Origin of the sequence: Paracoccus sp. TD-10, from assembly GCF_048270675.1 — a bacterium.
GTDB lineage: Bacteria > Pseudomonadota > Alphaproteobacteria > Rhodobacterales > Rhodobacteraceae > Paracoccus > Paracoccus pantotrophus.
Genome location: NZ_CP182418.1, coordinates 1,757,494 through 1,783,621, shown reverse-complemented (window position 1 = coordinate 1,783,621; position 26,128 = coordinate 1,757,494). Strand labels below are relative to the sequence as shown.

Annotated in this window: 24 protein-coding genes; 22 read left to right on the top strand and 2 right to left on the bottom strand. The window is 67.3% G+C overall.

What is annotated here, in order from left to right; all coding sequences use genetic code 11:
- Positions 1–52 precede the first annotated feature (52 nt).
- The 17 genes from nuoG (at position 53) to aroA (ending at position 16,895) form a co-directional block, all read left to right on the top strand.
- Complete coding sequence (gene nuoG / locus ACNKFW_RS08835) at positions 53–2,071, top strand: NADH-quinone oxidoreductase subunit NuoG (protein ID WP_147428179.1); 2,019 nt, start codon at positions 53–55, stop codon at positions 2,069–2,071.
- Between the two features lie 5 nt (positions 2,072–2,076).
- Entirely contained in the window at positions 2,077–2,844 is a 768-nt protein-coding gene (locus tag ACNKFW_RS08830; protein WP_147428178.1) for a hypothetical protein, read from the top strand.
- Positions 2,845–2,862: 18 nt separating this feature from the next.
- On the top strand, positions 2,863–3,900 hold the full coding sequence (gene nuoH, locus ACNKFW_RS08825; RefSeq protein WP_024843160.1) for an NADH-quinone oxidoreductase subunit NuoH: 1,038 nt from the start codon (positions 2,863–2,865) through the stop codon (positions 3,898–3,900).
- Positions 3,901–3,903: 3 nt separating this feature from the next.
- Positions 3,904–4,086, top strand: coding sequence for a hypothetical protein (locus ACNKFW_RS08820; protein WP_024843159.1), 183 nt, complete (start codon positions 3,904–3,906; stop codon positions 4,084–4,086).
- Positions 4,086–4,577 (top strand): NADH-quinone oxidoreductase subunit NuoI, encoded by a 492-nt coding sequence (gene nuoI / locus ACNKFW_RS08815; protein ID WP_011748524.1) that lies wholly within the window; start codon positions 4,086–4,088, stop codon positions 4,575–4,577. The genes ACNKFW_RS08820 and nuoI overlap by 1 nt, the downstream gene beginning before the upstream one ends.
- Complete coding sequence (locus ACNKFW_RS08810; protein ID WP_024843158.1) at positions 4,574–4,966, top strand: carboxymuconolactone decarboxylase family protein; 393 nt, start codon at positions 4,574–4,576, stop codon at positions 4,964–4,966. The genes nuoI and ACNKFW_RS08810 overlap by 4 nt, the downstream gene beginning before the upstream one ends.
- On the top strand, positions 4,963–5,367 hold the full coding sequence (locus ACNKFW_RS08805) for a carboxymuconolactone decarboxylase family protein (protein WP_011748522.1): 405 nt from the start codon (positions 4,963–4,965) through the stop codon (positions 5,365–5,367). Before ACNKFW_RS08810 ends, ACNKFW_RS08805 begins: the two co-directional genes overlap by 4 nt.
- Positions 5,364–5,966, top strand: coding sequence for an NADH-quinone oxidoreductase subunit J (locus ACNKFW_RS08800; protein WP_024843157.1), 603 nt, complete (start codon positions 5,364–5,366; stop codon positions 5,964–5,966). The genes ACNKFW_RS08805 and ACNKFW_RS08800 overlap by 4 nt, the downstream gene beginning before the upstream one ends.
- Positions 5,967–6,065: 99 nt before the next feature.
- Positions 6,066–6,371, top strand: a complete 306-nt coding sequence (gene nuoK / locus ACNKFW_RS08795) for an NADH-quinone oxidoreductase subunit NuoK (RefSeq protein WP_010392916.1) — start codon at positions 6,066–6,068, stop codon at positions 6,369–6,371.
- A gap of 6 nt (positions 6,372–6,377) precedes the next feature.
- Entirely contained in the window at positions 6,378–8,483 is a 2,106-nt protein-coding gene (gene nuoL, locus ACNKFW_RS08790; protein WP_024843156.1) for an NADH-quinone oxidoreductase subunit L, read from the top strand.
- Position 8,484: 1 nt separating this feature from the next.
- Entirely contained in the window at positions 8,485–10,026 is a 1,542-nt protein-coding gene (locus ACNKFW_RS08785) for an NADH-quinone oxidoreductase subunit M (protein WP_418024126.1), read from the top strand.
- A 9-nt stretch (positions 10,027–10,035) separates the two neighbouring features.
- Positions 10,036–11,529, top strand: a complete 1,494-nt coding sequence (nuoN, locus tag ACNKFW_RS08780) for an NADH-quinone oxidoreductase subunit NuoN (RefSeq protein WP_024843154.1) — start codon at positions 10,036–10,038, stop codon at positions 11,527–11,529.
- Positions 11,522–12,280 carry a biotin--[acetyl-CoA-carboxylase] ligase gene (locus tag ACNKFW_RS08775; RefSeq protein ID WP_024843153.1) on the top strand — a complete coding sequence of 253 codons (759 nt, stop codon included), beginning with the start codon at positions 11,522–11,524 and terminating at the stop codon, positions 12,278–12,280. Before nuoN ends, ACNKFW_RS08775 begins: the two co-directional genes overlap by 8 nt.
- A gap of 5 nt (positions 12,281–12,285) precedes the next feature.
- Positions 12,286–13,065 carry a type III pantothenate kinase gene (locus ACNKFW_RS08770; RefSeq protein ID WP_024843152.1) on the top strand — a complete coding sequence of 260 codons (780 nt, stop codon included), beginning with the start codon at positions 12,286–12,288 and terminating at the stop codon, positions 13,063–13,065.
- Positions 13,058–14,734 carry a ribonuclease J gene (locus ACNKFW_RS08765; protein WP_024843151.1) on the top strand — a complete coding sequence of 559 codons (1,677 nt, stop codon included), beginning with the start codon at positions 13,058–13,060 and terminating at the stop codon, positions 14,732–14,734. The genes ACNKFW_RS08770 and ACNKFW_RS08765 overlap by 8 nt, the downstream gene beginning before the upstream one ends.
- Positions 14,735–14,783: 49 nt before the next feature.
- Positions 14,784–15,485 carry a tRNA (guanosine(46)-N7)-methyltransferase TrmB gene (trmB, locus tag ACNKFW_RS08760; RefSeq protein WP_024843150.1) on the top strand — a complete coding sequence of 234 codons (702 nt, stop codon included), beginning with the start codon at positions 14,784–14,786 and terminating at the stop codon, positions 15,483–15,485.
- Positions 15,486–15,563: 78 nt separating this feature from the next.
- Positions 15,564–16,895, top strand: coding sequence for a 3-phosphoshikimate 1-carboxyvinyltransferase (gene aroA, locus ACNKFW_RS08755; protein ID WP_147428177.1), 1,332 nt, complete (start codon positions 15,564–15,566; stop codon positions 16,893–16,895).
- Positions 16,896–17,080: 185 nt separating this feature from the next.
- Here the strand turns inward: aroA and ACNKFW_RS08750 are convergent, their stop codons facing one another.
- Positions 17,081–18,985: a propionyl-CoA synthetase gene (locus ACNKFW_RS08750; RefSeq protein WP_147428176.1), complete on the bottom strand. Its 1,905-nt coding sequence runs from the start codon at positions 18,983–18,985 to the stop codon at positions 17,081–17,083.
- A 241-nt stretch (positions 18,986–19,226) separates the two neighbouring features.
- Positions 19,227–21,506: an NADP-dependent malic enzyme gene (locus ACNKFW_RS08745; RefSeq protein WP_024843147.1), complete on the bottom strand. Its 2,280-nt coding sequence runs from the start codon at positions 21,504–21,506 to the stop codon at positions 19,227–19,229.
- Between the two features lie 162 nt (positions 21,507–21,668).
- Here ACNKFW_RS08745 and ACNKFW_RS08740 point away from each other — a divergent pair, with 162 nt between their 5' ends.
- The 5 genes from ACNKFW_RS08740 to upp are packed head-to-tail and all read left to right on the top strand — an operon-like array spanning position 21,669 to position 26,119.
- Positions 21,669–22,064 (top strand): cytidine deaminase, encoded by a 396-nt coding sequence (locus ACNKFW_RS08740; RefSeq protein WP_147428175.1) that lies wholly within the window; start codon positions 21,669–21,671, stop codon positions 22,062–22,064.
- Positions 22,061–23,341 carry a thymidine phosphorylase gene (locus tag ACNKFW_RS08735; protein ID WP_147428174.1) on the top strand — a complete coding sequence of 427 codons (1,281 nt, stop codon included), beginning with the start codon at positions 22,061–22,063 and terminating at the stop codon, positions 23,339–23,341. The genes ACNKFW_RS08740 and ACNKFW_RS08735 overlap by 4 nt, the downstream gene beginning before the upstream one ends.
- Positions 23,338–24,522 carry a phosphopentomutase gene (locus ACNKFW_RS08730; RefSeq protein ID WP_147428173.1) on the top strand — a complete coding sequence of 395 codons (1,185 nt, stop codon included), beginning with the start codon at positions 23,338–23,340 and terminating at the stop codon, positions 24,520–24,522. The genes ACNKFW_RS08735 and ACNKFW_RS08730 overlap by 4 nt, the downstream gene beginning before the upstream one ends.
- Positions 24,519–25,487, top strand: coding sequence for an adenosine deaminase (locus ACNKFW_RS08725; RefSeq protein ID WP_147428172.1), 969 nt, complete (start codon positions 24,519–24,521; stop codon positions 25,485–25,487). Before ACNKFW_RS08730 ends, ACNKFW_RS08725 begins: the two co-directional genes overlap by 4 nt.
- The gene (upp, locus tag ACNKFW_RS08720) at positions 25,484–26,119 is read left to right on the top strand and encodes a uracil phosphoribosyltransferase (protein WP_024843143.1); all 636 of its coding nucleotides are present in this window, start codon (positions 25,484–25,486) and stop codon (positions 26,117–26,119) included. The genes ACNKFW_RS08725 and upp overlap by 4 nt, the downstream gene beginning before the upstream one ends.
- The last annotated feature ends 9 nt before the right edge of the window (positions 26,120–26,128 follow it).

The following is a 26,128-nucleotide window of genomic DNA, read 5'->3' as shown; positions in this document are numbered from 1 at the left end:
CCGGAGATCGTTCCGGCGCGGTTTCCGGGCGCGAGGGATAAGGGAAGACAAGATGGCGGATCTTCGCAAGATCAAGATCGACGACGTGGTTATCGAGGTCGATCCCAACATGACCCTGATCCAGGCCTGCGAACTGGCCGGGATCGAGGTGCCGCGTTTCTGCTATCACGAGCGGTTGTCGATCGCCGGCAACTGCCGCATGTGCCTGGTCGAGGTGGTGGGCGGCCCGCCCAAGCCCGCCGCCTCCTGCGCCATGCAGGTCAAGGACTTGCGCCCCGGCCCGGATGGCGCGCCCTCGGAGATCCGCACCAACAGCCCCATGGTCAAGAAGGCCCGCGAGGGGGTGATGGAGTTCCTGCTGATCAACCATCCCCTGGACTGCCCGATCTGCGACCAGGGTGGCGAATGCGACCTGCAGGACCAGGCCATGGCTTACGGCGTCGATTTCAGCCGCTATCGCGAGCCGAAGCGCGCCAGTGAGGATCTGAACCTCGGCCCGCTGGTCGAGACGCATATGACCCGCTGCATCTCCTGCACCCGCTGCGTGCGCTTCACCACCGAAGTGGCAGGCATCACCCAGATGGGCCAGACCGGCCGTGGCGAGGACAGCGAGATCACCAGCTATCTGAACCAGACGCTGGAATCGAACATGCAGGGCAATATCATCGACCTGTGCCCGGTCGGCGCGCTGGTCTCCAAGCCCTATGCCTTCACCGCCCGGCCGTGGGAGCTGACCAAGACCGAATCCATCGACGTGATGGATGCGCTGGGGTCCAGCATCCGCGTCGACACCAAGGGCCGCGAGGTCATGCGCATCCTGCCGCGCAACCATGACGGCGTGAACGAGGAATGGATCAGCGACAAGACCCGCTTCGTCTGGGACGGGCTGCGCCGCCAGCGCCTCGACCGGCCCTATATCCGCGAAAACGGCAAGCTGCGCCCGGCCAGCTGGCCCGAGGCGCTGGAAGCCGCCGCCCAGGCGATGAAGGGCAGGAAAGTCGCGGGGCTGGTCGGCGACCTGGTCCCGGCCGAGGCCGCCTTCAGCCTCAAGCAACTGATCGAGGGGCTGGGGGGCCGCGTCGAATGCCGTACCGACGGCGCCCGGCTGCCCATCGGCAACCGCTCGGCCTATGTCGGCACGGCGCGGATCGAGGATATCGACACCGCGAAGCGCATCCTGCTGATCGGCACCAACCCGCGCGACGAGGCGCCGGTGCTGAACGCCCGCATCCGCAAGGCCTGGGCGCATGGCGCGCAGGTGGCGCTGATCGGCGAGCCGGTGGACCTGACCTATGACTACCAGCATTTCGGCAATGACCGCGCCGCGCTGGCCCGGCTGGCGGACGAGGATCTGTCGAACAAGGACGGCACCCCCGGCATCGTCATCGTCGGCCAGGGCGCCCTGCGCGAGGCGGATGGCGAGGCGGTGCTGGCCCATGCCATGCGCATCTGCGAGCGCGGCGACAGCAAGCTTCTGGTGCTGCACAGCGCCGCCGGTCGCGTCGGCGCCATGGACGTGGGCGCCGTGACCGAAGGCGGGCTCTTGGCCGCCATCGAGGGGGCCGAGGTGATCTACAATCTCGGCGCGGACGAGGTGGACATCGCCGCCGGGCCGCTGGTGATCTATCAGGGCAGCCATGGCGACCGCGGCGCGCATCGCGCCGACATCATCCTGCCCGGCGCCTGCTATACCGAGGAAAGCGGGCTGTTCGTGAACACCGAGGGCCGGCCGCAGCTGGCCATGCGCGCCAATTTCGCGCCGGGCGAGGGCAAGGAAAACTGGGCGATCCTGCGCGCGCTTTCGGCCGAGCTGGGCAAGACCCAGCCCTGGGACAGCCTGGCCGGGCTGCGCCGCAAGCTGGTCGAGGCGGTGCCGCATCTGGCGCAGATCGACCAGGTGCCGCAGAACGACTGGCAGCCGCTCGACCGCTTCGACCTGGGGCAGGCGAGCTTCCGCTATGCGATCAAGGATTTCTACCTGACCAACCCCATCGCGCGCTCCTCGCCGCTGATGGGCGAGCTTTCGGCGATGGCCGCGGCCCGCAAGGCCCCGGCGCTGGCGGCGGAGTGAGCGTCATGCGGGTCCGCCTTGCCCTGCTGACCGGGATCGGCGCCCTGGCGCTGCTGTCCGGCTGCGGTGCGACCAGGGATGCGCGTCCCCAGCCCAAGCCGGCCCAGCTGGGCGTGGCAGTGCTGCAAAGCGACGCGGGCGCGCCGGACAAGAAGGTGCTGACCAAGGGCCGGATCTCGACCAAGTCGGGCGAGATCCTGATTCTCGAACCCGACGGCTCGGTCAGCGGAATGGCGCTGGACAGCCCTGAGGGCCGCGACGCCTTTGCCGTGACCGAGGCCGACCTGATGGCGCTGAACGCGAATCTGGACCTGGACCTGTCGGGCCTGCCGGACATGGGCCCGCTGCGCAAGCGCGAGCCCACGGCGCAGGAAAAGGCGCTGGCGGCATTCGCGGCGCGCACCCGGCCGCTGCGGCTGAACCTGCCGGCCAGTTTCCAGGCCGATCCCCAGGATTTCCAGGGGGCGCAGATCGTCTCGCTGGCCGGTTCGCGCAAGGGGACGGACAGCCTGGTGGAAGTGACGGCAAACCTGCGTAGCGGGGTGGACGCCGACACCGCCTTCGCCTATGCCACATGCGCGCTGGCCAGCTGGGCCGATGCGAAAGGGGCGCCCTATGCCCGCCACATCCGCACGCTTCGCGACAAGCGGGGCGGCAAGATGGTCGTCGGCTCGGTCTTCACGCTTTCCGAAAGAAAACCGATGGGCCTGACGGTGATGACAACGAAACAGACCTTGCAGGAATGCAAGGCACGCGGCATTCCCGCGGCGTGATGAGAGGGACGAAAGATCATGGCTGAATTCTGGGCCTCGCCCTACGGTTTCGCACTCAGCCTGCTCTTGCAGGGTCTGGCGGTCATCGCCTTCGTCATGGGCTCGCTGATCTTCATGGTCTATGGCGACCGCAAGATCTGGGCGGCGGTGCAGATGCGCCGCGGCCCGAACGTGGTCGGTCCCTGGGGCCTGTTGCAGACCTTTGCCGACGCGCTGAAATACATCGTCAAGGAAATCGTCGTCCCGGCCGGCGCCGACAAGTTCGTCTATTTCCTGGCGCCCTTCCTGTCGATGATGCTGGCGCTTTTCGCCTTCGTGGTCATCCCCTTCGACGAGGGCTGGGTGATGGCGAACATCAACGTGGGCATCCTGTTCATCTTTGCCGCCTCCTCGCTGGAAGTCTACGGCGTCATCATGGGCGGCTGGGCCTCGAACTCGAAATATCCCTTCCTCGCCTCGCTGCGCTCGGCGGCGCAGATGATCTCCTACGAGGTGTCGCTGGGCTTGATCATCATCGGGGTCATCATCTCGACCGGATCGATGAACCTGACCGCCATCGTCGAGGCGCAGCGCGGCGATTATGGCCTGCTCAACTGGTACTGGCTGCCGCACCTGCCGATGGTGGTGCTGTTCTTCGTCTCGGCCCTGGCCGAGTGCAACCGCCCGCCCTTCGACCTGGTCGAGGCCGAATCCGAACTGGTGGCGGGCTTCATGACCGAATATTCGTCCACGCCCTATCTGCTGTTCATGGCGGGCGAATATATCGCCATGTATCTGATGTGCGCGCTTTTGTCGCTGCTGTTTTTCGGCGGCTGGCTGTCGCCGGTGCCGTTCATCGCCGACGGCTGGTGGTGGATGGTCATCAAGATGTGGTTCTGGTTCTACATGTTCGCCATGGTCAAGGCGATCGTGCCCCGCTATCGCTACGACCAGCTGATGCGGATCGGCTGGAAGGTGTTCCTGCCCCTGTCGCTGGGCTGGGTGGTGCTGGTGGCGATCCTGGCGCGCTATGAAGTGCTGGGTGCGTTCTGGGCCCGTTTCGCGGTCGGAGGTTAAGCCATGTATTCCAACAAGCTAGCCGAGGCATTTGCCAAAGCCAGTGAGACCGACAAGGTGGAACTGGCGCATTTCCTCGCCAACAATCTGGACAGTGCGGAGCAGGCGCGGGACAGCGCCCGCATCCGCGACTATGTCGCCGCGTTCGACCGTTTCGCGGCGCCGCGGGAAGGGGAGCGTTTCTGATGGCCTTCGATTTCGCGCGGGCGACCAAGTATTTCTTGATGTGGGACTTCATCAAGGGCTTCGGCCTGGGCATGCGCTATTTCGTCTCGCCCAAACCGACGCTGAACTATCCCCATGAAAAGGGCCCGCTGTCGCCGCGCTTCCGCGGCGAGCATGCGCTGCGCCGCTATCCCAACGGCGAGGAACGCTGCATCGCCTGCAAGCTCTGCGAGGCGGTCTGCCCGGCCCAGGCCATCACCATCGACGCCGAACCGCGCGAGGACGGCTCGCGCCGGACCACGCGCTACGACATCGACATGACCAAGTGCATCTATTGCGGCTTCTGCCAGGAAGCCTGCCCGGTCGATGCCATCGTCGAGGGGCCGAATTTCGAATACGCGACCGAAACCCGCGAGGAGCTGTTCTACGACAAGCAGAAGCTGCTTGCGAACGGCGAACGCTGGGAGGCCGAGATCGCCCGCAACCTGCAACTGGATGCGCCCTACCGATGACCTCCGTCGCCGCATATTCGCGCGGCCGCGCCCTGGCCGAGCATCTCAATCCGGGGATGGAGGCGGCCCTGCGCGACCGCTATGGCCATTGGCTGCCCGATGCGGTGGCCGAAACGGCCGTGGGTCACGGGATGGGCGAGGTCTATGCCCGCGAGGGGCTGGACCTGAAGACCCGTCTGCTGGTCACGGTCGGCGCGTTGGCGGCGATGGGCGGGCAGACCCGGCCGCAGCTCAAGGTGAACGTGGCCTCGGCCCTGCGCGCAGGCGCAAGCGCGCGCGAGATCTGCGAGGCGATCTTCCAGATGCATCTCTATGGCGGGATGCCGGCGGCGATCAACGCGCTGAATGCCGCCATCGAGGTTTTCGAAGCGGAGGGAACAAGTCCATGACCGATGCCTTCCAGAAGCTGTTCCAGCAGATGCTGCAATCCGGTCAGGAGATGGCGCGCGCCTTCAACCCGGCGCTCGAGCATTTCGACATGCGCGCCATGGAAAAGCTGGTGCCGACGATTCCCGCCGACATGCTGGAAATGTGGTTCGGCAAGACCTTCAACCGCGAGGGGCTGGACGCCAAGACGCGTCTGCTTCTCACCATCGGCGCGATCACCGTCCAGGGCGCGCTGGCCGAGCCGCAGCTGCGCATGACCGTGCGTCAGGCGCTGGCGGCCGGCGCCACCAAACGCGAGATCGCCGAGACGATCTTTCAGATGAGCATGTTCGGCGGGCTGCCCGCGATGCAGAAGGCGCTGGAAATCGCCCAGAGCGTCTATGCCGAGGAGGACGAGGAATGATGACCTTCGCTTTCTACCTGTTCGCGATCAGCGCCTGCGTCGCGGGCTTCATGGTCGTGATCGGACGCAACCCGGTGCATTCGGTGCTGTGGCTGATCCTGGCCTTCCTCGCCTCGGCGGGCCTGTTCGTGCTGCAGGGCGCGGAGTTCGTCGCCATGCTGCTGGTCGTGGTCTATGTCGGCGCGGTGGCGGTGCTGTTTTTGTTCGTCGTCATGATGCTGGACGTGGATTTCGCCGAGCTGAAGGGCGAGCTGGCGCGCTACCTGCCGCTGGCGCTGGTGATCGGCGTCGTGCTGCTGGCGCAGCTGGGCATCGCCTTCTCGGGCTGGACGCCCTCGGACCAGGCCGAAGGCCTGCGGGCCGCGCCGGTGGATGCGGCGGTCGAGAACACCTTCGGCCTGGGCATGGTGCTGTATGACCGCTATGTGCTGATGTTCCAGCTGGCCGGGCTGGTGCTGTTGGTGGCGATGATCGGGGCGATCGTGCTGACCATGCGCCACCGCAAGGACGTCAAGCGCCAGAACGTGCTGGAGCAGATGTGGCGCGACCCGGCCAAGACCATGGAGCTGAAGGACGTGAAGCCGGGGCAGGGGCTTTGAACGCGGCAAGCTGGACCGCGACAGCCATCGGGATCGCCACGGCGGTCCCAGTAGCAAACGGATATTTCAACGGGTGAACGACCCGGAGGGACCAGGACGATGATCGGATTGACTCATTATCTTGTTGTGGGGGCGATATTGTTCGTCACCGGCATTTTCGGGATCTTCGTGAACCGAAAGAACGTCATCGTCATCCTGATGTCGATCGAGCTGATGCTCCTGGCGGTGAACATCAACTTCGTCGCCTTCTCGACCCATCTGGGCGATCTGGCCGGGCAGGTCTTCACCATGTTCGTGCTGACCGTCGCCGCCGCCGAGGCCGCCATCGGCCTGGCGATCCTGGTGGTCTTCTTCCGCAACCGCGGCACCATCGCGGTGGAAGACGTCAACGTGATGAAGGGATAAGCGAGCATGGAAAAATTCGTCCTCTTCGCGCCGCTCATCGCGTCGCTGATCGCCGGGCTGGGCTGGCGTGCCATCGGCGAGAAGGCCGCGCAATACCTGACCACGGGCGTGCTGTTCCTCAGCTGCCTGATCAGCTGGTATCTGTTTTTGTCCTTCGACGGCGTGCCGCGGCACATCCCGGTGCTCGACTGGGTCGTGACCGGCGATTTCCATGCCGAATGGGCGATCCGGCTGGACCGGCTGACCGCGATCATGCTGATCGTCGTGACCACCGTCTCGGCGCTCGTGCACATGTATTCGCTGGGCTACATGGCCCATGACGACAACTGGACGCATGACGAGCATTACAAGGCGCGCTTCTTCGCCTATCTCTCGTTCTTCACCTTCGCCATGCTGATGCTGGTGACGGCGGACAACCTGTTGCAGATGTTCTTCGGCTGGGAGGGCGTGGGCGTCGCCTCCTATCTGCTGATCGGCTTCTACTACAAGAAGGCCAGCGCCAATGCCGCGGCGATCAAGGCGTTCATCGTCAACCGCGTCGGCGACTTCGGCTTCCTGCTGGGCATCTTCGGCCTTTACTGGCTGACCGGCTCGGTCCAGTTCGACGAGATCTTCCGCCAGGTGCCCGAGCTTGCGCAGACCGAGATGCATTTCCTGTGGCGCGACTGGAACGCCGCGAACCTGCTGGGCTTCCTGCTTTTCGTCGGCGCCATGGGCAAATCGGCGCAGCTCTTGCTGCACACCTGGCTGCCGGACGCGATGGAAGGCCCGACCCCGGTCTCGGCGCTGATCCACGCCGCGACCATGGTGACCGCGGGCGTGTTCCTGGTCTGCCGCATGTCGCCGCTTTACGAATTCGCGCCGGATGCCAAGACCTTCATCGTCATCATCGGCGCCACCACCGCATTCTTCGCCGCGACCGTCGGTCTGGTGCAGAACGACATCAAGCGCGTCATCGCCTATTCGACCTGTTCGCAGCTGGGCTACATGTTCGTGGCGGCGGGCGTCGGCGTCTATTCGGCGGCCATGTTCCACCTGCTGACCCATGCCTTCTTCAAGGCCATGCTGTTTTTGGGCGCCGGCTCGGTGATCCATGCCATGCACCATGAACAGGACATGCGGAACTATGGCGGGCTGCGCAAGAAGATCCCGCTGACCTTCTGGGCGATGATGATCGGCACCTTCGCCATCACCGGCGTCGGCATCCCGCTGACCCATCTGGGCTTCGCCGGCTTCCTGTCCAAGGACGCGATCATCGAAAGCGCCTATGCGGGCAGCACCTATGCCTTCTGGCTGCTGGTTATCGCTGCCTGCTTCACCAGCTTCTATTCCTGGCGGCTGATCTTCCTGACCTTCTACGGCAAGCCGCGCGGCGACCATCACGCCCATGACCATGCGCATGAAAGCCCGCCGGTGATGACCATCCCGCTGGGCGTGCTGGCCGTGGGCGCGGTCTTTGCCGGCATGGTCTGGTATGGTCCCTTCTTCGGCGACCATCACAAGGTGACGGAATATTTCCACATCGCCGGCGCGCAGCATGAGGCCGCCGAGAGCGAGGAAGCGGAGCACGCGACCGCCGAGGCTGCGGTGGAGCATGTCGCCGCCGATACCGCCGAGGGCGAGCCGACTGACGAGGCCGCCCATGCCGAGGTCGCGGCCCCGGTCGGCGGTGCGATCTACATGCATCCCGACAACCACATCATGGACGAGGCGCATCATGCGCCGGCCTGGGTCAAGGTCTCGCCCTTCATCGCGATGGTGCTGGGGCTGATCACCGCCTTCTTCTTCTACATCGCCGATCCGTCGTTGCCCAAGCGGCTGGCGGCGCAGCAGCCGGCGCTGTATCAGTTCCTGCTCAACAAATGGTATTTCGACGAGATCTACGACTTCATCTTCGTCCGCCCGGCGAAATGGCTTGGCCGCGCGCTGTGGAAGGGCGGGGACGGCGCCGTCATCGACGGCACCATCAACGGGGTGGCCATGGGGTTGATCCCGCGGCTGACCCGCGCAGCGGTCCGGGTGCAATCGGGCTATCTGTTCCACTACGCCTTCGCGATGGTTCTGGGCATCGTGGGCTTGCTGATCTGGGTGATGATGCGGGGCGCGCACTGACATGACGAACCTTCTTTCCATCATCACCTTCCTGCCGATCGTCGCCGCGATCATCATGGCGCTGTTCCTGCGCGGCCAGGACGAGGCCGCGGCGCGTAACGCCAAGTGGCTGGCGCTGCTGACCACCACGGCGACCTTCGTGATCTCGCTTTTCGTGCTGTTCCGCTTCGACCCGGCGAACACGGGCTTCCAGTTCGTCGAGGATCACGCCTGGATCATGGGGCTGCGCTACAAGATGGGCGTGGACGGCATCTCGGTGCTGTTCGTGCTGCTGACCACCTTCATGATGCCGCTGACCATCCTTTCGACCTGGGCGGTCGAGGACAAGGTCAAGGAATACATGATCGCCTTCCTGGTGCTGGAAGGGCTGATGATCGGCGTCTTCACCGCGCTCGACCTGGTGCTGTTCTACCTGTTCTTCGAGGCGGGGCTGATCCCGATGTTCCTGATCATCGGCATCTGGGGCGGCAAGGACCGCATCTATGCGTCCTTCAAGTTCTTCCTCTACACCTTCCTCGGCTCGGTGCTGATGCTGGTGGCGATGATCGCCATGTATCGCATGGCTGGCACCACCGACATCACGACGCTGCTGACCTTCGACTTCCCGTCGGACAACTTCCGCCTCTTGGGCATGACGGTGGTCGGCGGCATGCAGATGCTGCTGTTCCTGGCCTTCTTCGCCAGCTTCGCCGTGAAGATGCCGATGTGGCCGGTCCATACCTGGCTGCCCGACGCGCACGTCCAGGCGCCCACCGCCGGCTCGGTCCTGCTGGCGGCGGTGCTGCTGAAGATGGGCGGCTACGGCTTCCTGCGCTTCAGCCTGCCGATGTTCCCGGTCGCCAGCGGCGTGGCCCAGCCCTATGTCTTCTGGCTGTCGGCCATCGCCATCGTCTACACCTCGCTGGTGGCGCTGGCGCAGTCGGACATGAAGAAGGTCATCGCCTATTCCTCGGTCGCCCATATGGGCTACGTGACCATGGGCGTCTTTGCCGCGAACCAGATCGGCGTCGACGGCGCCATCTTCCAGATGCTGTCGCACGGCTTCATCTCGGGCGCGCTGTTCCTGTGCGTCGGCGTGATCTACGACCGCATGCACACGCGGGAAATCGACGCCTATGGCGGGCTGGTGAACCGGATGCCGGCCTATGCGGCGGTGTTCATGTTCTTCACCATGGCGAATGTGGGCCTGCCCGGCACCTCGGGCTTCGTGGGCGAGTTCCTGACGCTGATGGGGGTCTTCCGCGTCGATACCTGGGTGGCGCTGGTCGCGACCTCGGGGGTGATCCTGTCGGCGGCCTATGCGCTGTGGCTTTATCGCCGGGTGACGCTGGGCCAGCTGATCAAGGAAAGCCTGAAGTCGATCACCGACATGACCCCGCGCGAGCGCTGGGTATTCGTTCCGCTGATCGCGATGACGCTGATCCTGGGCGTCTATCCGCGGCTCGTCACCGACGTGACCGGCCCGGCGGTCGCAGCACTCGTGCAAGACTACAACCAGAGCCAGCCGGCGGCACCCGTCGCCACGGCCCAAGCCAGCCACTAGGGGACGGATATGACCTCGCTCGATTTCTCGACCATTCTGCCCGAGGTGGTGCTGGCCGGTTACGCCCTTGCCGCCCTGATGGCGGGGGCCTATCTCGGCAAGGACAGGCTGGCCCGGACGCTGCTTTGGGTCACGGTCGCGGCCTTCCTGGTCGTCGCGGCCATGGTGGGCCTGGGCAACCATGCCGACGGCACCGCCTTCCATGGCATGTTCATCGACGACGGCTTCTCGCGCTTTGCCAAGGTGGTGACGCTGGTCGCCGCCGCCGGCGTGCTGGCGATGAGCGCCGATTACATGCAGCGCCGCAACATGCTGCGCTTCGAGTTCCCGATCATCGTGGCGCTGGCGGTGCTGGGCATGATGTTCATGGTCTCGGCCGGCGACCTCTTGACCCTCTATATGGGGCTGGAGCTGCAATCGCTGGCGCTTTACGTCGTCGCCGCCATGCGCCGCGACTCGGTGCGCTCTTCCGAAGCGGGGCTGAAATATTTCGTCCTCGGTTCGCTCAGCTCGGGCCTGCTGCTCTATGGCGCCTCGCTGGTCTACGGCTTTGCCGGCACCACCGGGTTCGAGGGCATCATCTCGACCATCCAGGGCGGCCACCTGTCGCTGGGCGTGCTGTTCGGGCTGGTGTTCATGCTGGTGGGCCTGTCGTTCAAGGTCTCGGCCGTGCCCTTCCACATGTGGACGCCGGACGTCTATGAGGGCTCGCCGACGCCGGTGACCGCCTTCTTCGCCACCGCGCCCAAGGTCGCGGCCATGGCGCTGATCGCGCGGCTGGTCTTCGACGCCTTCGGCCATGTCATCGGCGACTGGAGCCAGATCGTCGCGGCGCTGGCGGTGATGTCGATGTTCCTGGGCTCGATCGCCGGGATCGGCCAGACCAACATCAAGCGGCTGATGGCCTATTCCTCGATCGCGCATATGGGCTTTGCCCTGGTCGGCCTTGCCGCCGGCACCGCCATCGGCGTGCAGAACATGCTGCTTTACATGACCATCTATGCGGTGATGAACATCGGCACCTTCGCCTTCATCCTGTCGATGGAGCGTGACGGCGTGCCGGTCACCGACCTTGCCGCACTGAACCGCTTTGCCTGGACCGATCCGGTCAAGGCGCTGGCCATGCTGGTGCTGATGTTCAGCCTGGCGGGCGTGCCGCCGACCCTGGGCTTCTTTGCCAAGTTCGGCGTGCTGACGGCGGCGGTCGATGCCGGCATGGGCTGGCTGGCGGTTCTGGGCGTCATCGCCTCGGTCATCGGTGCCTTCTATTACCTGCGCATCGTCTATTACATGTATTTCGGCGGCGAATCCGAGGGCATGACCTCGCGCATGGGCGCGGTGCAATACCTGGCGCTGATGCTGCCGGCGCTGGCCATGCTGGTGGGGGCGATCAGCATGTTCGGCGTTGATGCCGCCGCCGGCCGCGCGGCCGAGACCCTGGTCGGTCCGGGCGCCGCTGTCGAGCAGCCCGCCGCGCAAGCCGAGCCCGCGCAAGGTGAGTGACGCCTGGCCCGCGGGCGTGGCCCGGCATGTGCTGGCCCGCACCGACAGCACCAATGCCGAGGCGCTGAAGCTGGCGCCCGGCCTTTCCGCTCCCGCCTGGGTGATGGCCCGCGAGCAATTCGCGGGCCGTGGCCGTCGCGGGCGCGAATGGGTCATGCCGGCTGGAAACTTTGCCGGCACGCTGGTCCTGCGGCCGCAGGGCGGGACGCTGGCGGCGGCGCAGCTGTCCTTCGTCGCGGCGCTGGCGCTTTACGATGCGCTTGGCCTGGCCTGCGGGCCGGCCGCGCGGCTGGCGATCAAATGGCCCAACGACGTGCTGCTGAACGGCGGCAAGGTGGCGGGCATCCTGCTGGAAAGCGCGGGCTCGGGTCCGGGGGTGCAGGCGGTGGCGGTGGGCATCGGCGTGAACCTGGCCGCCGCGCCGGATGCCAGCGTGGTCGAGCCGGGGGCGATCCCGCCGGTTTCCGTGCAAGGCGAGACCGGCCATGCCGTCGATCCCGAGGATTTCCTGGACCTGCTGGCCCCGGCCTTCGCGCGTTGGCAGGCGCAGCTCGACAGCTATGGCTTCGCGCCGATCCGCAACGCCTGGCTGGCCCGCGCCGCACGGCTGGGCGAGCCGATCATTGCCCGCACCGGCGCGACCGAAAACCACGGCATCTTCGAGGGCATCGACGACAGCGGCGCGCTGATCCTGCGCGGCCCGGCCGGGCGGCAGGTCATCCCCGCCGCCGAAGTCTTTTTCGGAGGCTGAGCGCCATGCTGCTTTGCATCGACACCGGCAACACCAACACGGTCTTTTCCGTCTGGGACGGCGAGAAATTCGTCGGCCTCTGGCGCATCTCGACCGACCACCGGCGCACGGCGGACGAATATTTCGTCTGGCTGTCGACGCTGATCTCGCTGCAGAAGCTGGAACTGAACATCGATGCCTGCATCATCAGTTCGACCGCGCCGCGGGTGGTGTTCAACCTGCGCGTGCTCTGCAACCGCTATTTCGACACGCGCCCGCTGGTGGTGGGCAAGCCGGACTGCCTGCTGCCGGTCGCGCCGCGCGTCGATTTCGGCACCGTGGTCGGGCCCGACCGGCTGGTGAACACCTGGGGGGCGTTCCAGCGGCACGGGCCGGACCTGATCGTGGTCGATTTCGGCACCGCGACCACCTTCGACGTGGTAGACACCGACGGCGCCTATGTCGGCGGGGTCATCGCGCCGGGGGTGAACCTGTCGCTGGAGGCGCTGCACATGGGCGCGGCCAGCCTGCCGCATGTCGACGTGACCATGCCGGCCAAGGTGATCGGCACCAATACGGTGGCCTGCATCCAGTCCGGCATCTTCTGGGGCTATATCGGCCTGGTGCAGGGCGTGGTGGACAAGATCCGCGAGGAACGCGGCAGGCCGATGAAGGTTATTGCTACGGGCGGTCTGGCGCCGCTGTTCGACCAGGGATTTGATTTGTTCGACGCGATCGAGGACGATCTGACCATGCACGGCCTGCGCCTGATCCATGATTACAACAAGGAGATGGGCAATGGCTGAGCGCCTGATCTATCTGCCGCTGGGCGGCGCGGGCGAAATCGGCATGAACGCCTATGTCTACGGCTACGGCCAGCCGGGACGCGAGCGGCTGATCGTCGTCGATCTGGGCGTGACCTTCGGCGACATGGATTCTGCGCCGGGTATCGACCTGATCATGGCCGATGTCGCCTGGCTGGAGGCGAACCGTGACCGCATCGACGCCATCTTCATCACCCATGGGCACGAGGATCACGTCGGCGCGCTCGGCCTGCTGTGGCCCAGGCTGCAAAAGCCGGTGCATTGCCGCCGCTTCACCGGCGCGCTGGCGCGGCTGAAGCTGGAAGAAGCCGGCCAGCCGGTCGATCAGCTGCATATCCACGCCCCGCGCCCCGACGTGGTGACGGCCGGCCCGTTCCGGGTGCAATTCGTCCCGGTCAGCCATTCGATCCCGGAAAGCTCGGCGCTGATCATCGACACGCCGGCGGGCCGGATCGTGCATACCGGCGATTTCAAGCTGGACGGTACCCCGGTGGTGGGCGAGGCTTTCGACCCGATCCTGTGGCACGACATCGCGAACGAGGGGCAGGGGATCAAGGTGCTGACCTGCGATTCCACCAATGTCTTCTCGCCCCATCCCGGCCGGTCCGAGGCGGTGCTGGCCACTCCGCTGCTGGATTTCGTCATGGCGCAGCGGCAGATGGTGGTGGCGACCACCTTCGCCAGCAACATCGCCCGGCTCAAGACCCTCGCCGAGGCCGGCATCGCCGCCGGCCGCAAGATCTGCCTTCTGGGCCGGGCCATGCGTCGCATGGTGACCGTCGGCATCGAGACCGGCATCCTGACGAATTTCCCCTCGTTCATCAGCCCCGAGGAGGCTTCCGAACTGCCCCGCGACAAGGTGATGCTGATCGTCACCGGCAGCCAGGGCGAGCGCCGTGCCGCCAGCGCCCAGCTGTCGCGCGGCCGCTACCTGGGCATCGAGCTGAAAGAGGGGGACAGCTTCCTCTTCAGCTCGCGCACCATCCCCGGCAACGAGCGCGGGGTGATCCGCATCATGAACGCGCTCTCGGAAATGGGCGTGGACCTGTATGACGCCGATGACGGGCTCTATCACGTCTCGGGCCATGCCAACCGCCCGGATATCGAGGCGGTGCATGACCTGCTGAAGCCGCAGATCGTCATCCCGATGCATGGCGAGCACATGCATCTGCGCGAACATGCCAAGCTGGCCGAGGCGCGCGGCATTCATTCGGTGGTGGCGACCAACGGCACCATGCTGGACCTGTCGGGCGAGGCGCCGCGGGTGGTGGATCAGATCGACACCGGGCGGATTTATCTCGACGGAACGGTGCTGATCGGCGCCATGGACGGGGTGGTGCGCGACCGCATCCGCATGGCGCTGAACGGCCATGCCATGGTCTCGGTCATCATCGACGAGGACGACACGCCGCTGCCCGATGCCTGGGTGGAACTCTCGGGCCTGCCCGAGAAGGGCCGTGCCGGCGTGCCCCTGGCCCGCAATATCGAGGCCGAGCTGGCCGGGTTCCTGGAACGCGCCGACGACCGCACGGTGATGGACGACGACCGGCTGGAGGAGGCGATCCGCAAGATCACCCGTCAGGTCTCGATGGAGGAGATCGGCAAGAAGCCCGAGGTGACGGTGGTGATCTCGCGCCTCGCCGCGGAATGACTTGACCCTGCCGCATGGGCCGGGCAAAGCCCTCCGCCAAGGAAAGACCATGAGCGAATTCGACCCGAACCCTCCGCGCCGCAATTTCTACGGCCGCCGTCACGGCAAGACCCTGCGCCAGAGCCAGAAGGGCTACCTGTCCGAGGATCTGGGCAGCCTGCGCCCGCGCGGCATTACCTTCGCCGAGAACCCCGAGAGGAAGCCCATCGACCCGGCGGCGATCTTTGGTGACGACCGGCCGGTCTGGCTTGAGGTCGGCTTCGGCGGCGGCGAACACATGGTCCACATGGCGGCGCGCTATCCCGAGATCGGCATCATCGGCTGCGAGCCCTTCATCAACGGCGTCGCCATGCTGCTGGGCAAGATCCGCAATGCCGGCGTGCAGAATGTCAGCGTGCATCCCGGCGATGCGCGCGACCTGATGGACGTGCTGCCGGATGCCTCGATCAGCCGCGCCTTCCTGAACTATCCCGACCCCTGGCCCAAGGCGCGCCATCACCGCCGCCGCTTTGTGACGCCCGAGCATCTGATCCCGCTCGCCCGCGTCATGAAGCCGGGCGCCGAATTCCGCGTCGCCACCGACATCCCCGATTACGTCCGCCAGACGCTGGAGGAGGTGCCGCAGGCCGGGTTCCAGCTGATCGGCGAAGGCCCGGAGCCTTGGCACGACTGGCCCGGCACCCGCTACGAGCAGAAGGCGCTGCGCGAGGGCCGGGCCCCGCATTACGTCACCTTCCGGCGACGATCCTGAAGCGGCGCTGATCGCCACCGATTGCAACCCCCGCCCGTGACCGCTATCACCTTGCGCGACAAGCACGAGGGGGCCTTCATGTCACATTCCGCCGAACCGCTTCCGATGACCGCCCGCCGCTCGGGTCCCCTGTCGGGCGAGGCCAAGGTGCCGGGCGACAAGTCGATCAGCCACCGCGCCCTGATCCTCGGCGCGCTGTCGGTGGGCGAGACGCATATCACCGGTCTGCTGGAGGGCCAGGACGTGCTGGACACGGCATCGGCGATGCAGGCCTTCGGCGCCCAGGTCGAGCGCCTGGGCGAGGGCGAATGGAAGGTCAACGGCGTCGGCGTCGGCGGCTTTGCCGAGCCCGAGGGCGTGATCGACTGCGGCAATTCCGGCACCGGCGTGCGGCTGATCATGGGCGCCATGGCCACGACGCCGATCACTGCCACCTTCACCGGCGATGCCAGCCTGTCGCGCCGGCCGATGGGCCGCGTTACCGACCCGCTGGAACTGTTCGGCTGCGAGGTCACGGCGCGCGAGGGCAAGCGGCTGCCCGTGACGATCAAGGGCGCGGCCGATCCGGTGCCGGTGCGCTACAAGACCCCGGTCGCCAGCGCCCAGATCAAGTCGGCGGTGCTGCTCGCGGGCCTGAACGCGCCGGGCGAGACGGTGGTGATCGAATCCGAGCCGACCCGCGACCATACCGAGCGCATGCTCGCCGGCTTCGGCGCCAGCATCCGCACCGAGACGACCGACGAGGGCCATGTCATCACCCTGCAGGGCCGGCCGGAACTGAGGCCGCAGCCGGTGGCGGTGCCGCGCGATCCCTCCAGTGCCGCCTTCCCGGTGGCGGCGGCGCTGATCGTGCCGGGATCCGAGATCCGCGTGCCGGGCGTCAGCCGCAACCCGACCCGCGACGGGCTTTATGTCACGCTGCTGGAAATGGGCGCCGACATCCGCTTCGAGAACCCGCGCGAAGAGGGCGGCGAGCCAGTCGCTGACCTGGTGGTCCGCCACGGCCCGCTGAAGGGCGTGACCGTGCCGGCCGAGCGTGCCGCCAGCATGATCGACGAATTCCCGATCCTCTCGGTCATTGCCTGCTTTGCCGAGGGCAAGACCGTGATGCAGGGCGTCCACGAGCTTCGCGTCAAGGAAAGCGACCGCATCGACGCCATGGCGGTCGGCCTGCGCGCCAATGGCGCCGAGGTCGAGGATACGCCCGACACCATGACCGTCCACGGCAAGGGCGGGCTGAAAGGCGGCGCCCGTTGCGCCACGCATCTCGACCACCGCATCGCCATGTCCTTCCTGGTCGCGGGGCTCGCCTCCGAGCAGCCGATCAGCGTGGATGACGGCGGCCCCATCGCCACCTCCTTCCCGGATTTCCTGCCGCTGATGCAAAGGCTCGGCGCCCGGATCGACTGATCCGTCGCGGCCGGGGGCTGTCTGCCCCATTGTCCATTGGTCCTCGGACCGATGGCGGACCAATGGCCAACCCCCGGGGATATTTCGACAAGAAAGAAAAAAGGAGAGCGGCGCCGGACGGGCGCCGCCTGTGGTCTTTCTCTGTTGCTCAAATACCCATTGCGGCCGTGGCCGCCGGGAGCGGCCTAGCCCGCCTTGGCAGCCTCGGGATAGCCGAGCCCGGCCAGCGCCTCGCGGATCTCGTCCAGGATCGCCGGGTCGTCGATGGTGGCGGGGGTCTTGAACGGTTCGCCGTCGGCGATCTTGGCCATGGTGGCGCGCAGGATCTTGCCCGAGCGGGTCTTGGGCAGGCGGTCCACCACGCAGGCCGACTTGAAGGCCGCGACCGGGCCGATCTTGTCGCGCACCAGCTTGACCACCTCGCGCGCCACCTGCTCATGCGGCGTCGCGACCCCGGCCTTCAGGCACAGGAATCCGACCGGCGACTGGCCCTTGAGGCTGTCCGCCACGCCGATCACCGCGCATTCCGCCACGGCGGGATGCGAGGCCAGCACCTCTTCCATGGCTCCGGTCGACAGCCGGTGGCCGGCAACGTTGATCACGTCGTCGGTGCGGGCCATGATGTAGAGATAGCCGTCCTCGTCGATATAGCCCGCGTCGCCGGTTTCGTAATAGCCGGGGAAATGCTCGAGATAGGACTTGCGGAAGCGGGTTTCGGCATTCCACAGCCCAGGCAGCGTGCCGGGCGGCAGCGGCAGCTTGACCGCGATGGCGCCCAGCGTGCCCGCCGGCACCGGGTGGCCGGCCTCGTCCAGCACCTGCACGTCATAGCCGGGCATCGGCACCGAGGGGCTGCCGAGCTTGGTCGGCAAGGTTTCGATGCCGATGGGATTGGCGGCGATGGCCCAGCCGGTCTCGGTCTGCCACCAGTGATCGACCACCGGCACGCCCAGATGTTCCTGCGCCCATTTCACCGTGTCGGGGTCGGCGCGCTCGCCGGCCAGGAACAGGGCTTGCAGGTCGTGCAGCTTGTAGCGCCGGATCCATTCGCCCTCGGGATCCTCGCGGCGGATGGCGCGCAGGGCGGTGGGCGCGGTGAAGAAGCTCTTGATGCGGTGGTTCTGGATGATGCGCCAGAAGACGCCCGGATGCGGGGTGCCCACGGGCTTGCCCTCGAAGACCACGGTGGTCGCGCCGGCGACCAGCGGCCCGTAGCAGATATAGCTGTGCCCGACGACCCAGCCCACGTCCGAGGCGGCCCAGAAGCGGTCGCCGGCGGCGATGTTGTAGATGTTGGTCATCGACCATTGCAGCGCCACCAGATGGCCGGCGGTATGGCGCACCACGCCCTTGGGCTGGCCGGTGGTGCCCGAGGTATAGAGGATATAAGCCGGGTGGTTGCCCTCGACCGGCACGCATTCGGCGGGCTTCACGCCGTATTGGAAGCCGTGCCAGTTGAAGTCGCGGCCCTCGACCAGCTTGGCCACCTCCTGCTCGCGCTGGAAGATGACGCAGAATTCCGGCTTGTGCTGGGCCATGTCGATGGCGGCGTCCAAGAGCGGCTTGTAATGCACCACCCGGTTCGGCTCGAGCCCGCAGGAGGCGGCGATGATCGCCTTGGGCTGGCAATCGTCGATGCGCACGGCGAGTTCGTTTGCCGCGAAGCCGCCGAAGACGACCGAATGGATGGCGCCAAGGCGGGCGCAGGCCAGCATCGCCTCCAGCGCCTCGGGGATCATCGGCATGTAGATGATGACCCGGTCGCCCTTTTCGACGCCGCGCATCCGCAGCGCCCCGGCCAGCGAGGCGACGCGCTCCTGCAACTGCCTGTAGGTGATGCCCTTGGTCGAAAGCGTGATCGGGCTTTCATGCTGGATGGCGATCTGGTCGCCGCGCCCGGCCAGCACATGGCGGTCGACCGCGTTCCAGCAGGTGTTCACCATCCCGTCCGAGAACCATTCGTAGATCGGGGCCTTGTCGTCGAACAGCGCCTTCGAGGGCTTGCGCTCCCAGTCGATCGCCCCGGCGGCCTGCATCCAGAAACCCTCGGGATCCGCCTGCCACGCGGAATAGACCTCACGATATCCCATGAAACAACTCCTCCCCGGATGAATGGGGCGGAGTTATGCGCGCCGGACGGCGAGGCGCAAGGATGTTATCGCCCACAGCCGGGGGGTGCGACAGAAAGTTTTGCAGAATGGCGCCGCGCGGCGCGGATTAATTTGCAAACGGCGCGGGACTTTGCTGCGGGCTGAAAAAACCGCGCGGTTTTGCAAAGCTGCGCGGACAGGCCGGGCCGCGGCAGAATCACCGCGGCCCCGCTGCTTGCGCCTAGCGATAGTGATCGACCGGGGTGCCGGCGATCGCGCTCATGTTCAGCAGCCCGCGGGTGGTGATCGAAGGGGTGACGATATGGGCGCGGTTGCCCATGCCCATCAGGATCGGCCCGACCTCGAGCCCGTTGGCCTTGAGCTTGAGCGCGTTGCGCACCCCCGAAGCCGAATCGGTGCCCGAGAACACCAGCGTATTCGCCGCGCCCTCGATGCGCGAGCGCGGCAGCAGGCGTTCGCGGATCGCGGGGTCGAGCGCGGAATCGACATGCATCTCGCCGTCGAAGATGAAATCGACGCCGCGCGCCTCGAGGATCGCCATCGCCGCGCGCATCTTGCGCCCCGACTCGGTGTCGAGGTTGCCGAACTGCGAATGGCTGCACAGCGCCACCTTGGGCGTCACGCCGAAGCGGCGCACATGGCGGGCGGCGCCGATGGCGGCCTCGGCGACCTGTTCGGGGGTGGGGGCGTGGTTGACCTGGGTGTCGGCGATGAACAGCGGCCCGTCCTCCAGGATCATCAGCGACAGCGCGCCATGCGGGCGCAGCCCGTCGCGGGCCAGGATCTGGGTGATATAGTTCAGGTGCCAGCTGTATTGGCCGAAAGTGCCGCAGATCAGGCTGTCGGCCTCGCCGCGATGCACCATGACCGCGCCGATGGCGGTGGTGTTGGTGCGCATGATGGCGCGGGCGATGTCCGGCGTCACGCCGCGCCGCGCCATCAGTTCGTGATAGGTGCCCCAGTAGTCGCGATAGCGCGGGTCGTTTTCCGGGTTCACGATCTCGAAATCGCGGCCGGGGCGGATCGGCAGGCCGGCGCGCTCGGCGCGCATCTCGATCACCTCGGGCCGGCCGATCAGGATCGGCGCGTCGGTGGTTTCCTCGAGCATGGCATTGGCTGCGCGCAGCACCCGCTCGTCCTCGCCCTCGGCAAAGACGATGCGGCGATTGGCGGTCGCCGCCGCCTCGAAGACCGGCCGCATGATCAGGGCCGAGCGGAAGACCGAACCGTCCAGCTTGCGCTTGTAGGCGGCGACGTCCTCCAGCGGCCGGGTGGCGACGCCGGTTTCCATCGCGGCCTTGGCCACGGCGGTCGAGACCACGCCGATCAGCCGTGGATCGAAGGGCTTGGGGATCAGGTAGTCGGCGCCGAAGCTCAGCTTTTCGCCGCGATAGGCCATCGCCGCCTCGGCGCTGGTGGTGGCGCGGGCCAGCGCGGCGATGCCCTCGATGCAGGCCAGCTGCATCTCGTCGTTGATCGTGGTCGCCCCCACGTCCAGCGCGCCGCGGAAGATGAAGGGGAAGCACAGGACGTTGTTGACCTGGTTCGGATAGTCGCTGCGCCCGGTGGCGATGATCGCGTCGGGGGCGACGGCGCGGGCATCCTCGGGCAGGATCTCGGGCGTGGGGTTGGCCAGCGCGAAGATGATCGGCCGCTTGGCCATCCGGGCCACCATCTCGGGCTTCAGCACGCCGGGTCCGGACAGGCCCAGGAACAGGTCCGCGCCCTCGATCACCTGATCCAGCGTGCGCAGGTCGGTCTTTTGCGCATATTCCGCCTTTTGCGGCGTCATCTCCTCGGTCCGGCCTTCATGGACCAGGCCGGCGATGTCGCAAAGCCAGACGTTCTCGCGCTTCACGCCCAGCTTCAGCAGCATGTTGAGGCAGGCGATGCCGGCCGCGCCGCCGCCGGTCGATACCACCTTGATGTCCTCGAAACGCTTGTGGGCGATGTGCAGGGCGTTGGTCGCGGCGGCGCCGACGACGATGGCGGTGCCGTGCTGGTCGTCATGGAAGACCGGGATGTTCATGCGCTCGCGGCACAGCTTCTCGACGATGAAGCAGTCGGGGGCCTTGATGTCTTCCAGGTTGATGGCGCCGAAGGTCGGCTCCAGCGCGCAGACGATCTCGGCCAGCTTCTCGGGGTCGGGCTCGTTCAGCTCCAGGTCGAAGCAGTCGATATTGGCGAATTTCTTGAACAGGACGGCCTTGCCCTCCATCACCGGCTTCGAGGCCAGCGCGCCGATATTGCCCAGCCCCAGCACGGCGGTGCCGTTCGAGACCACGGCGACAAGGTTGCCGCGCGCGGTATAGCGGGCGGCGGTGGCGGGGTCGGCCTTGATCTCCAGGCAGGCTTCTGCCACGCCGGGCGAATAGGCGCGGCTCAGGTCGCGGCCATTGGCAAGGGGCTTGGTCGCGCGCACCTCGAGCTTACCGGGGCGCGGGAATTCGTGATAATCCAGTGCTGCCTGCCGGGCGTTGTCCTGCCTGCGTTCTTCCATCGCCAGACCCTCTCCTCTCAAGATGGTTCAGCGTTAAACTATTTTTTCGGCGGGGAACAGGGGGCAATGCGGAGGCGGGCGGGGATGCGCCGGACTTGCATCGTGCGGGGCGCGGGCGCAAACTCCTGATCCGGTCGGACGGGCAGGCGAAAGGTGGGGTCTATGGCGCTTCTGGATGCGGCGCGCGAGGTGCGCGAAAGGGCCTATGCGCCCTATTCCAACTTCAAGGTCGGCGCGGCGGTGCGCGGCGTCTCGGGGCGGATCTATGCCGGCTGCAATGTCGAGAACGTGGCCTATCCCGAGGGCACCTGCGCCGAGGCCGGCGCCATCGCCGCCATGGTGGCGGCGGGCGAGACCGAGATCGTCGAGGTCGCCGTCATCGCCGACTCGCAGGGTCCGGTGCCGCCCTGCGGCGGCTGCCGGCAGAAGCTGGCCGAGTTCGGCCGACCCGAGACCCCGGTGCTGCTGGCCACCACCCGCGGCCACGAGCTGGCCACCACCATCGGCGAGCTGCTGCCCGGACGTTTCGGCATCAGCCACATGTCGGGCACCGAATGAGCCCTGCCGATCCGCGTCCGGTGATCGCCGCGGTCCGCGACGGGCGCGGGCTGGACGCGGCCGGCGCGGCGCTGGTCGCGCGCGGCCTGGCCGATGGTTCGGTCAGCGATGCGCAGGCCGCGGCCTTCGCCATGGCGGTGCTATTGCGCGGGCTGGACGAGGTCGGCCGGGTGGCGCTGACCCGCGCCATGCGCGATTCCGGCCATGTCCTGGCCTGGGATCTGCCGGGGCCGGTGGTGGACAAGCATTCGACCGGCGGCATCGGCGATACGGTCAGCCTGATCCTGGCCCCGCTGGTGGCCAGCTGCGGTGCCTATGTGCCGATGATCTCGGGGCGCGGGCTGGGCCATACCGGCGGCACGCTGGACAAGCTGGAGGCCATTCCCGGTTTCCGCACTGCGCTGCCCGAGGCCGAGTTCCGCCGCGTGGTGGCCGGGGTCGGCTGCGCCATCGTCGCGGCCGGGCCCGACCTTGCGCCGGCCGATGCGCGGCTTTACGCGATCCGCGACGAAAGCGCGACGGTGGGTTCGATCGACCTCATCACCGCCTCGATCCTGTCGAAGAAGCTGGCGGCGGGGCTCGATGCGCTGGTGCTGGACGTCAAGCAGGGCAGCGGCGCCTTTCTGCGCGGCCCGGATGCGGCGCTGGGGCTGGCCCGCGCGCTGGTCGATGCCGCGAAGGGTGCCGGCTGCCGCACCCGCGCCTATGTCACCGACATGGACCAGCCGCTGGCCCGCGCCGCCGGCAATGCGCTGGAACTGCGCGAGGCCATCGCCGTGCTGACGGGCGGGCAGGGGGCGCTGCGCGACCTGTCGCTGGCGCTGTCCTCGGCCTGCCTCGACCTTGGGGGCCTGTCCGATGGCGCCTTGCAGGCGCTGGACAGCGGCGCCGCGGCCGAACGTTTCGCCCGCATGGTCGCGGCGCAGGGAGGGCCCGCCGACCTGCTGGAGCATCCCGACCGCCACCTGCCCGCCGCGCCGGTGGTGCGCGCCGTGCCCGGCCATGGCCGCGTCGCCGCCATCGACACCGAGGCGCTGGGTCATGCCGTGGTGGCGCTGGGCGGCGGGCGGCTGCATGCCGGCGACCGGATCGACCCGCGGGTGGGGCTTGCGCAGATGCTTCGCATCGGCGAGGAGGCGGGCGAAGGGCGCCCGCTGGCGCTGGTCCATGCCGCCTCCGAGGCGGCGGCCGAGGCGGCGGTCGCCACCGTCGCGGCCGCCTATCTCATGGGTGATGGCCCCGAGCCCGGCCCGGTGATCCGCAGCGAGGTAACATGACCGACAGACGCGCCTTCCTGATCGTGATGGATTCGGTGGGCATCGGCGGGGCGCCCGATGCGGGCGCCTATTTCAACGACGGCCGGCCCGATACCGGCGCCAATACCGTCGCCCATATCGCCCGGGCGCACCCGCTGCACATGCCGCATCTGGACGCGCTGGGCCTGGGTGCCGCGATCCGGCTGGCCAGCGGCGAGGCGGCCCCGGGCCTGGGTGCCCGGCCGCTGGGGCTCTGGGGCGCCGCGACCGAGATCTCGCGCGGCAAGGACACCCCGTCCGGCCATTGGGAGATCGCGGGCGTTCCCGTGCCCTGGGACTGGCATTATTTCCCCAACATCCGCCCGGCCTTTCCGGCCGATCTGACCCGGCGCATTGCGCAGGCGGCGGGGACCGAGGGCATCCTTGGCAACGAACATGCCTCGGGGACCGAGATCATTGCCCGGCTGGGGGCCGAACATCTGCGCAGCGGCTGGCCGATCTGCTATACCTCGGCCGACAGCGTGCTGCAGATCGCCGCGCATGAGGAAGGCTTCGGCCTCGACCGGCTTTTCCGGCTCTGCGAGCAGGTGGCCGCCCTGGTCCACCCGATGCGCGTGGGCCGCGTCATCGCCCGGCCCTTCCTGGGCACCGAGGGCAGTTTCGTCCGCACCCCGAACCGCCGCGACTATGCCATCGCCCCGCCGGCGCCGACGCTTCTGGACGTGGCGCAAGAGGCAGGGCGGGCGACCCATGCGGTCGGCAAGATCGGCGACATCTTCTCGCATCGCGGCATCGACCGACTGTACAAGGGCCGCTCCGATGCCGAACTGGCCGATCATCTGCTGGCGCTGGCCGATCAGGCCGAAGCGGGCAGCCTGACCTTTGCCAATTTCGTCGAGTTCGACAGCCTTTACGGCCATCGCCGCGACGTGGCGGGCTATGCGGCGGCGCTGGAATGGTTCGACGGGGTGGCCGGCGCGCTGATGGCGCGGCTGCGGCCGGGGGATCTGGCGATCTTCACCGCCGACCATGGCAACGACCCGACCTGGCACGGCACCGACCACACGCGCGAGCGCGTGCCGGTGCTGGGCTGGGGCCATGGCGCGCGGGGCATCGGCCAGGTCGGTTTCGCCGATATCGCCGCCTCGGTCGCCACGCATCTCGGTCTGCCACCGGTCGGGCCGGGGAGGTCGTTCCTGTGAAATCGCTGAAGAAGATCGAACTGCACCTGCATCTGGAGGGCGCGGCGCCGCCCGGTTTCATCCGGGCGCTCGCGGCCGAGAAACATCGCGACATCGGCGGCATCTTCGACGGGAAGGGCGCCTATGCCTATCGCGATTTCAAGGACTTCCTGCGCGTCTATGAGGCAGCGACCTCGGTTCTGACCACGCCGCGCGACTATGCCCGGCTGCTGTCCGAGGTGCTGGCGGAATGCGCCGAGCAGGGCGCGATCTATGCCGAGCTTTTCGTTTCGCCCGAGTTCTGCGGCGGCGCGGACCTGCCGGCCTGGCGCGACTATCTTGCCGCCATGGAGGAGGCCGCGGCCGAGGCCGAGCGCGGCGGCATCGCCAGCCGCGCCGTGCTGACCTGCATCCGCCATTTCGGCCCGGACCGCGCCAAGCGCACCGCGATCTGTGCCGCCGAGACCTCGGGCGGCTGGGTCGCGGGCCTTGGCATCGGCGGCGCCGAGGATGCGGGCGAGCTTGGCGATTTCGCCTGGGCCTTCGACTGCGCGCGCGAGGCCGGGCTGGGCCTGACCGCCCATGCTGGCGAGTGGCGTGGGCCGCAGTCGATCCGCGACGCGCTGGCGCTTGGCGCGACCCGCGTCGGCCATGGCATCCGCGCCGTCGAGGACGCGGCGCTGCTGCGCGACCTGGCCGAGCGCGGGATCACGCTGGAGGTCTGCCCCGGCTCGAACGTCGCGCTGGGGCTGGTGCGGGACTGGGCCGCCCATCCCATTGCCCGGCTGGCCGATGCCGGGGTGCGCGTCACCGTCTCGACCGACGATCCGCCCTTCTTTCACACCACGCTGTCGCAGGAATATCAGCGGCTTGCCGATGCTTTCGGCTGGGCCGAGGCCGAGTTTCGGCAGATGAACCTCTGGGCCGTCGACGCGGCCTTTTGCGACCAGACCACCCGAACCCGCCTGCGAAAGGAACTGACATGACCCAAGCGCATCTGACCGTCGTCGATCACCCGCTGGTGCAGCACAAGCTGACGCTCATGCGCGACAAGACCACCTCGACCGCCGGCTTCCGCCGGCTCCTGCGCGAGATCAGCCTGCTTTTGGCCTATGAGGTCACGCGCGAGCTGGAGATGACCACCATCCGCATCGAGACCCCGCTTTGCGAGATGGAGGCGCCGACGCTGGAAGGCAAGAAGCTGGCGCTGATCTCGATCCTGCGGGCCGGCAACGGGCTGATGGACGGCATCCTGGAGCTGATCCCGGCCGCGCGCGTGGGCTTCATCGGGCTTTACCGCGACCCCGAGACGCTGCAGCCGGTGCAGTATTACTCCAAGGTTCCCAAGGAGTTGGACGCGCGGATGACCATCGTCGTCGATCCGATGCTGGCCACTGGCAATTCCTCGGTCGCGGCCATCGACCTGCTCAAGGCGGCGGGGGCGCGCAACCTGCGCTTCTTGTGCCTGCTCGCCTCGCCCGAGGGGGTGGCGCGGATGCGCGAGGCCCATCCCGACGTGCCGATCGTGACCGCCGCGCTGGACGAGCGGCTGGACGAGCACGGCTATATCGTGCCGGGCCTGGGCGATGCCGGCGACCGCATGTTCGGCACGAAATGAGCCGGCGTT

Excerpts from the sequence above, each read along its gene's own strand:
- nuoI (WP_011748524.1), top strand. The coding sequence starts at position 4,086 with ATGGCCTTCGATTTCGCGCGGGCGACCAAGTATTTCTTGATGTGGGAC.
- ACNKFW_RS08810 (WP_024843158.1), top strand. The coding sequence starts at position 4,574 with ATGACCTCCGTCGCCGCATATTCGCGCGGCCGCGCCCTGGCCGAGCAT.
- ACNKFW_RS08820 (WP_024843159.1), top strand. The coding sequence starts at position 3,904 with ATGTATTCCAACAAGCTAGCCGAGGCATTTGCCAAAGCCAGTGAGACC.
- upp (WP_024843143.1), top strand. The coding sequence starts at position 25,484 with ATGACCCAAGCGCATCTGACCGTCGTCGATCACCCGCTGGTGCAGCAC.
- ACNKFW_RS08735 (WP_147428174.1), top strand. The coding sequence starts at position 22,061 with ATGAGCCCTGCCGATCCGCGTCCGGTGATCGCCGCGGTCCGCGACGGG.
- ACNKFW_RS08805 (WP_011748522.1), top strand. The coding sequence starts at position 4,963 with ATGACCGATGCCTTCCAGAAGCTGTTCCAGCAGATGCTGCAATCCGGT.
- ACNKFW_RS08765 (WP_024843151.1), top strand. The coding sequence starts at position 13,058 with ATGGCTGAGCGCCTGATCTATCTGCCGCTGGGCGGCGCGGGCGAAATC.
- ACNKFW_RS08785 (WP_418024126.1), top strand. The coding sequence starts at position 8,485 with ATGACGAACCTTCTTTCCATCATCACCTTCCTGCCGATCGTCGCCGCG.
- ACNKFW_RS08730 (WP_147428173.1), top strand. The coding sequence starts at position 23,338 with ATGACCGACAGACGCGCCTTCCTGATCGTGATGGATTCGGTGGGCATC.
- nuoN (WP_024843154.1), top strand. The coding sequence starts at position 10,036 with ATGACCTCGCTCGATTTCTCGACCATTCTGCCCGAGGTGGTGCTGGCC.
- ACNKFW_RS08770 (WP_024843152.1), top strand. The coding sequence starts at position 12,286 with ATGCTGCTTTGCATCGACACCGGCAACACCAACACGGTCTTTTCCGTC.
- ACNKFW_RS08745 (WP_024843147.1), bottom strand. The coding sequence starts at position 21,506 with ATGGAAGAACGCAGGCAGGACAACGCCCGGCAGGCAGCACTGGATTAT.
- ACNKFW_RS08830 (WP_147428178.1), top strand. The coding sequence starts at position 2,077 with ATGCGGGTCCGCCTTGCCCTGCTGACCGGGATCGGCGCCCTGGCGCTG.
- nuoG (WP_147428179.1), top strand. The coding sequence starts at position 53 with ATGGCGGATCTTCGCAAGATCAAGATCGACGACGTGGTTATCGAGGTC.
- trmB (WP_024843150.1), top strand. The coding sequence starts at position 14,784 with ATGAGCGAATTCGACCCGAACCCTCCGCGCCGCAATTTCTACGGCCGC.
- nuoH (WP_024843160.1), top strand. The coding sequence starts at position 2,863 with ATGGCTGAATTCTGGGCCTCGCCCTACGGTTTCGCACTCAGCCTGCTC.
- ACNKFW_RS08750 (WP_147428176.1), bottom strand. The coding sequence starts at position 18,985 with ATGGGATATCGTGAGGTCTATTCCGCGTGGCAGGCGGATCCCGAGGGT.
- aroA (WP_147428177.1), top strand. The coding sequence starts at position 15,564 with ATGTCACATTCCGCCGAACCGCTTCCGATGACCGCCCGCCGCTCGGGT.
- ACNKFW_RS08800 (WP_024843157.1), top strand. The coding sequence starts at position 5,364 with ATGATGACCTTCGCTTTCTACCTGTTCGCGATCAGCGCCTGCGTCGCG.
- ACNKFW_RS08740 (WP_147428175.1), top strand. The coding sequence starts at position 21,669 with ATGGCGCTTCTGGATGCGGCGCGCGAGGTGCGCGAAAGGGCCTATGCG.
- nuoK (WP_010392916.1), top strand. The coding sequence starts at position 6,066 with ATGATCGGATTGACTCATTATCTTGTTGTGGGGGCGATATTGTTCGTC.
- nuoL (WP_024843156.1), top strand. The coding sequence starts at position 6,378 with ATGGAAAAATTCGTCCTCTTCGCGCCGCTCATCGCGTCGCTGATCGCC.